The following is a 5464-nucleotide window of genomic DNA, read 5'->3' as shown; positions in this document are numbered from 1 at the left end:
GCTCGGCGAGCTGGGTGAGGTAGGCGGCGACCTGGCGCGAGAATTTGCGCTTATCCATGAAAAGCTGGTGCGACCCATCGGCGGCGAGGATGGCGAAGCCGAGCGCCAGCGGCGTGTGCGGCACGTCGCCGCCACGGATGTTGAAGGCCCAGGCGATGGAGGAGGGGTCGGTCAGCACCGCATGGGTGGCGCCGTCCTTGGCGATCGCCGCCGCTAGCCGCGCCAGCTTGTCCTTGGCGAGCTCGCCGGCAAAGCCGATCGGGTGGAGCTCGACGGGAGCCACCGGCGCGTCGGGCTGATCCTTCCAGATGATGTCGATCGGGTTTTTGTCGAGCGGCACCAGTACGGCGCCGTTCTTGTCGACTGAGGCCTGCAGCGCCTTGACCTCGCTGATCGTGTGCAGCCATGGATCGAAGCCGAGCCGTGCGCCCTTGCCAAGATTGTCTTTCAGCCAGACAGCCGGCGGATTGTCGACCAGGCTTTCGATCGAAAAGACGTCGAGATCGACCTCGCTGCGCACCTGCAGCGTGTAGCGCCCGTCAACAAAGACGAAGGCGCGGTCGCGCAGGACGATGGCGACGCCGGCCGAGCCGCTGAAGCCGGTCAGCCATTTCAGCCGCGCCGAACGATCGGCGACATATTCGCCCTGATGCTCGTCGGCACGCGGGACGATGAAGCCGTCCAGCCCGTTGGCTTCAAGCCATTGGCGCAGCAGCGCCACGCGCGGTTTGCCGACGGCCGGGTCGCCCGCGGAATCGAAGGTCTGGAACATGGTGGGCCTCCTGCATGTCCGCGCAACCGTAGCGTACGGTCGCGGAAATCGGAATCGATTTCCGGCTGCGCGCAACCTGCTACAGCATCGCCGGACTGACAACTGGGGGAATTTGGTCCAGGCTCGGTCGGTGCCGGTCTAATGCTTCAGGTGGATCGTCACCCAGCCCTCGCGGTGCAAGGTTCTGACATGGCGGAAATTCTGGCCGACATAGGCCGAGATGACCGCGTCCCGCTGGCGCTCGAGGATGCCCGACAGCACGATCGAACCGCCAAGTGCGATATGATGGGCCATTTGCGGCGCCAGCCGCATCAGCGGCCGCGCCAATATGTTGGCGACGATCAGATCGAAGGGTGCGCGCTTGCCGAAGATCGGATGGTGAAAGCCGGGCGCGGTTGCTGTTTCCACCAGTGCCTTGACGTGGTTGAGCCGCGCATTGGCGGCAGCCACCCGCACCGCCACCGGATCAATGTCGGTGGCCAGCACCGGAATGTGCGCCAGCTTGGCGACGGCGATCGCCAGTACCGCGCTGCCGGTGCCGAGGTCGAGCGCATTGCGCGGGTGTTCGCGCCGGACCACTCTTTCCAGCATTTCCAGGCAGCCGGCGGTGGTGCCGTGATGGCCGGTGCCGAAGGCGAGGCCGGCTTCGATTTCGATGGCGAGTTCGCCGCTGTGGCGTTTCCTGCGGTCATGTGCGCCGTGGACGAAGAAACGTCCGGCACGCACCGGCTTCAACTCTTCCAGCGAATGCGCCACCCAGTCGATGTCGGGCAGGGGCTCGCGCTCGATCGGCTTCGACAGGGAAAGGCCGGCAAGGATGTCCTTCAAGCGGGTCTCGACCGCATCGACGTCGCCATCGGCATAGAGCGACACTTCGTGGATGTCCTTGTCCTCGTCGACCTCCAGCACGGCGATCGGCAGCCCCTCTTCCTCGAAGGCCGCCTCAAGCGCCGCGAAAATGCTGACGGACTCGATCTTTCCGGTGGTGAAGTAAAGGCGCGTCTGGGTCATGAAATGGTAATCAGCCTTTCGCCGCCAGCCGCTTCAGCTTGGCGATGGCCGTATCGGCGCTTTCGCCGTAGGCGATTGTGCCGGCAAAATCGCCCTTGGCGTTGAGCAGCAGCACCGAGGCGGTATGATCCATCGTGTAGTCGCCGTCGCCGGTGTCGACCTTCTTCCAATAGATGCCGAACGACTTGGCCATGGCATGGACCTTGTCCGGAGCGCCCGTGATGCCGACGATACGGTCGGAGAAATTGCTGACATAGGCGTTCATCACCTCAGGCGTGTCGCGCTCCGGATCGACCGATACGAAATAGGCGTGCAGGTTCTTGCCGTCGTCGCCGAGCGTCTTCAGCCAGCCGGCCAGTTCGAACAGCGTGGTCGGGCAGACCTCGGGGCAATGGGTGAAGCCGAAGAAGACGACGCTGGGCTGGCCCCGGAAGGCGGCTTCGGTGATCGGCGCGCCTTTCTGGTCGACCAGAGTAAAGGCGGCCCCGAATGGCTCGCCGCCATAGTGGCCGCGATACCAGTCGAAGGTCAGCCAGCCGATGCCGGCCGCCATCAGGACGAGAATACCGACCAGGATAGAACGCATCATCAGAAAAGTCCGTCTGCAGAAATCGTCGCGCCGGCTCAATGCCGCGCCTGTGTGACAGTCTTAGCGGTTCGGCCCCGCACAGGCAAAGTGCCGCGTTGCCGCAACCGCTGCGGTGTCGACCTATCTGCTTGCAAAGCCGGGCCGCTCGCCCCACCTGTGACCGGCAACTCGAACCGCAGGAGGGTCCCTTGCAACGACTGATTGGGCACGGACTGATTGGGCGAAGACTGATCGGCGGTGCCTTGGCCGCGTGCGTTGTCCTAGGTGCCGGGGCCGCCGTGGCCGATGAAGTCGGCAAGGTCGGCGTCGACTGGCTCGGCAACGACATCATCGTCGAGGCGATCAAGGACCCCAAAGTGGAGGGCGTGACATGTCACGTCTCCTATTTCGATCGCGGCATCATCGATCGCCTGCACAAGGGCAACTGGTTCGAGGATCCGTCCGATTCCTCGATCTCCTGCCGCCAGACCGGCCCGATCACCATCGGCGACATCGACATGAGCGAGGGCGGCGAGGAAGTGTTCAAGCAAGGCATCAGCCTGATCTGGAAGAAGCAGGTGGTGAACCGCATCTACGACAAGGCCAACGAGACGCTGATCTATCTCTCGCATTCGCGCCAGGTGCAGAACGGCTCGGCCAAAATGTCGGTCACCACTGTGCCGCTCTACGGCCAGAACGTGGTGTGGAGCAAAGGCAAGCCGCAATAGGCGATTCAGTTCCTTCCCGGGCGCACGATTGGCCCCGCTTGCGGGACCAATCGCCTGGGCGAATCCTTGCCGGGAAACGATCTGACGGACGATTGGCCCCGCTTGCGGGACCAATCGCCTAGGCGTAAAGCCGCCGGCATGGACCGTTCCGAAGATCTCGTCCCGAAAGACCCCGAGCCACGCATCCATCCGACCGCGGAGTTGAAGGCGTGCAAGCTTGGGCGTTATGCCTCGATCGGCGAGCGGGTGGTGCTTCGCGAGGTCACCGTCGGCGACTTCTCCTATTTCGAACGCCATTCGGAAGCGATCTACACGACGATCGGCAAATTCTGCTCGATCGCCGCCAACAGCCGCATCAATGCGCTGGAGCATCCCATAGAGCGGCTGACCCAGCACAAGCTCAGCTACCGGCCGAACGAGTATTTTCGCTGGCTGGGCGTCGATGCCGCCTTCCGCGAACGGCGGCAGGCGAAAGCCGTGACCATCGGCCATGATGTCTGGATCGGCCACGGCGCGGTGATCATGCCCGGGGTCACCATCGGCAATGGCGCGGTGGTCGGCGCCAACGCAGTGGTGACGCGTGATGTGCCGCCCTACGCGATCGTCGCCGGCGTGCCGGCGAAGGCTCTCCGGCCACGCTTCGCTCCGGATATCGCGGCGCGGATCGAAGCTCTCGCCTGGTGGAACTGGCCGGTCGAAAAGCTCGCCAGAGCGGTTCCCGACATGCAGGCAATGCCGATCGAAGCATTCCTCGATCGTTGGGAAAACGACGCCGTCTGACCAGCTCAAGACGTCGACGGTAACCAATTTTCTTAACGTAAAATATTAAAGTTAAGAAATGGAAAACGGATTGTATCCGTGAAATTAAACACTCCAAGGTTGCAAGACTTTCGGCAAAATGCACTACTCGTTTCGGGGGTAAGTCGTAAGAAGTCGAAGAAAACACTACTAGCAACAATGGAGAGAAGTCATGAAGAAGTTCGCTTTTGTACTCACCGCTGCTATGGTTTCGTTCTCGACTGTCGGCGCCTATGCCGGCGGCTGGGGAGGTAGCTCGGGTAGCCTGATCAATGTGTCGCCGTCCATCGGTGTCGGCCAGGTGACCGCGCTCAATGGCATCCTGAGTGGCAACAACATCCTGAGCGGCAATGTCGTCCAGGGCATTCTGAACGGCAACAAGACCAACGTCCTTACCGGCGTTCTCAGCGGTATCGGCGTCAATGTCCTTGGCGGCAACAGCTACAAGCTGGGCGGCCGTCACTGAGCAGGAAAGTCACGGGCATCCTTATGTCACGTGTCGTGGGCAGGAGGGTCTTCAACACCCTCCTGCCTCCGCTTGTGGGCCTACCCAGTCAAGCGCGGGAATGAGCTAGATCTTCGCCCGCAGGCCCACAAATGCATCGACCGTGTGTTCGCGCTCGTCGATCACGGTCTTGAAGGTCTCGGAAACGTCGACGCGAACGACAATGGCCATCGATTTGGTCGCGTTGTACGTCGCTTCGGCATAGACGCCCTTGCGGCGCTCCTGGTTCTCGTAGAGCAAATTGTCCTTGAGCTCATAGAAGATGCCGGAAGCGATGCCGAGGTTTTCGCGCACCTTCATGCCCAGTTCCAGTTCCGCGCGCTGCAGCCACGAAGCCAGGGGGTCGTCGGTTTCGGACGTTTCGTAGCGGCCGAAATAGGTGCCGCGCAGCTCGAAGCCGTGCGGCAGAGGCTTGCCGAAGGTGACTTGCCAGGTCGGACGCCAGCGCTGGTAGATGTTATCGGCGCCACGCAGGAACTGCGCACCCAGCGCCACGCCGAGCGTCGAACCGTCGGTGGCCTTGTAGGCCGCCTCGGCGCGCAGCGTATAGGCGTTGAACGACAGGAACAGCGGCGGGTAACCGATTTCCTCGACGCTGGCGAAGAGCGCAGACGCGGACGCGCCGAAGGCAAGCTGGCCAACTGTCCGGGTGACCCGAGCCGCCAACTGGAAGAGATTGCGGTCGGCATGCAGCTTCGCCGGCAAGATGAGATCTTCCTGGAAATGCGTCGCGCCGAGCTTTTCGTAGCTGTCGGCGGCCTCGAGGATCAGCGATGTGGCGTTGCCGAGGTCGATGCCGAGTTGTGTCTGGGCGCCGAAGACCTGCTTGAACTCGCGCGTACCCAGCGTCAGCGGGCCGATATCCAGATTGTCGCCGGTGCTGGAGACGCGATAGCTCAGCGATCCCCTCAGTTCGAGGCCCGGGCCGAGCCGGCGGAAGGCCTCGGCCGACAGCGACAATCCGCGGTCGTCCTCGATCGACGTCTTGTCGTAATGCGTTACCTGGAAGTCCGCGCTGAATTTCGCGTTGGCGTCGTTGTCGCCCCATTGCTGCTGCAGCGAACCGCGCAACAGTGTGTACC

General features: G+C 62.6%; 7 protein-coding genes. 3 read left to right on the top strand and 4 right to left on the bottom strand.

Annotated features, from left to right (window positions below):
• From ENZ74_RS20185 to ENZ74_RS20175, 3 genes are all read right to left on the bottom strand, one after another.
• On the bottom strand, positions 1-772 hold a 772-nt coding region (locus tag ENZ74_RS20185; RefSeq protein WP_206522301.1), incomplete at its 3' end, for an aminopeptidase P family N-terminal domain-containing protein.
• Between the two features lie 138 nt (positions 773-910).
• Positions 911-1783, bottom strand: a complete 873-nt coding sequence (locus ENZ74_RS20180) for a 50S ribosomal protein L11 methyltransferase (RefSeq protein ID WP_013530972.1) — start codon at positions 1781-1783, stop codon at positions 911-913.
• Between the two features lie 10 nt (positions 1784-1793).
• Positions 1794-2372, bottom strand: coding sequence for an SCO family protein (locus ENZ74_RS20175; protein WP_013530973.1), 579 nt, complete (start codon positions 2370-2372; stop codon positions 1794-1796).
• Positions 2373-2560: 188 nt separating this feature from the next.
• On the opposite strand from ENZ74_RS20175, the gene ENZ74_RS20170 reads away from it, so the two are divergent.
• The 3 genes from ENZ74_RS20170 to ENZ74_RS20160 all read left to right on the top strand — a co-directional run bounded on the left by ENZ74_RS20170 (position 2561) and on the right by ENZ74_RS20160 (position 4343).
• Positions 2561-3079: a CreA family protein gene (locus ENZ74_RS20170; RefSeq protein WP_024501452.1), complete on the top strand. Its 519-nt coding sequence runs from the start codon at positions 2561-2563 to the stop codon at positions 3077-3079.
• A 138-nt stretch (positions 3080-3217) separates the two neighbouring features.
• Positions 3218-3859 (top strand): DapH/DapD/GlmU-related protein, encoded by a 642-nt coding sequence (locus tag ENZ74_RS20165; RefSeq protein WP_063168299.1) that lies wholly within the window; start codon positions 3218-3220, stop codon positions 3857-3859.
• A gap of 190 nt (positions 3860-4049) precedes the next feature.
• Entirely contained in the window at positions 4050-4343 is a 294-nt protein-coding gene (locus ENZ74_RS20160) for a hypothetical protein (RefSeq protein WP_013530976.1), read from the top strand.
• Between the two features lie 105 nt (positions 4344-4448).
• On the opposite strand, the gene ENZ74_RS20155 is transcribed toward ENZ74_RS20160, so the two are convergent.
• The coding region (locus ENZ74_RS20155; protein WP_127312947.1) for a hypothetical protein at positions 4449-5464 on the bottom strand (1016 nt) is incomplete at its 5' end.

The sequence above is a fragment of the Mesorhizobium sp. M7A.F.Ca.CA.002.15.2.1 genome (assembly GCF_003998715.1).
Taxonomy (GTDB): domain Bacteria; phylum Pseudomonadota; class Alphaproteobacteria; order Rhizobiales; family Rhizobiaceae; genus Mesorhizobium; species Mesorhizobium ciceri.
The sequence above is the reverse complement of the archived record's forward strand: the minus strand, read 5'-3'. Positions and strand labels throughout refer to the sequence as shown.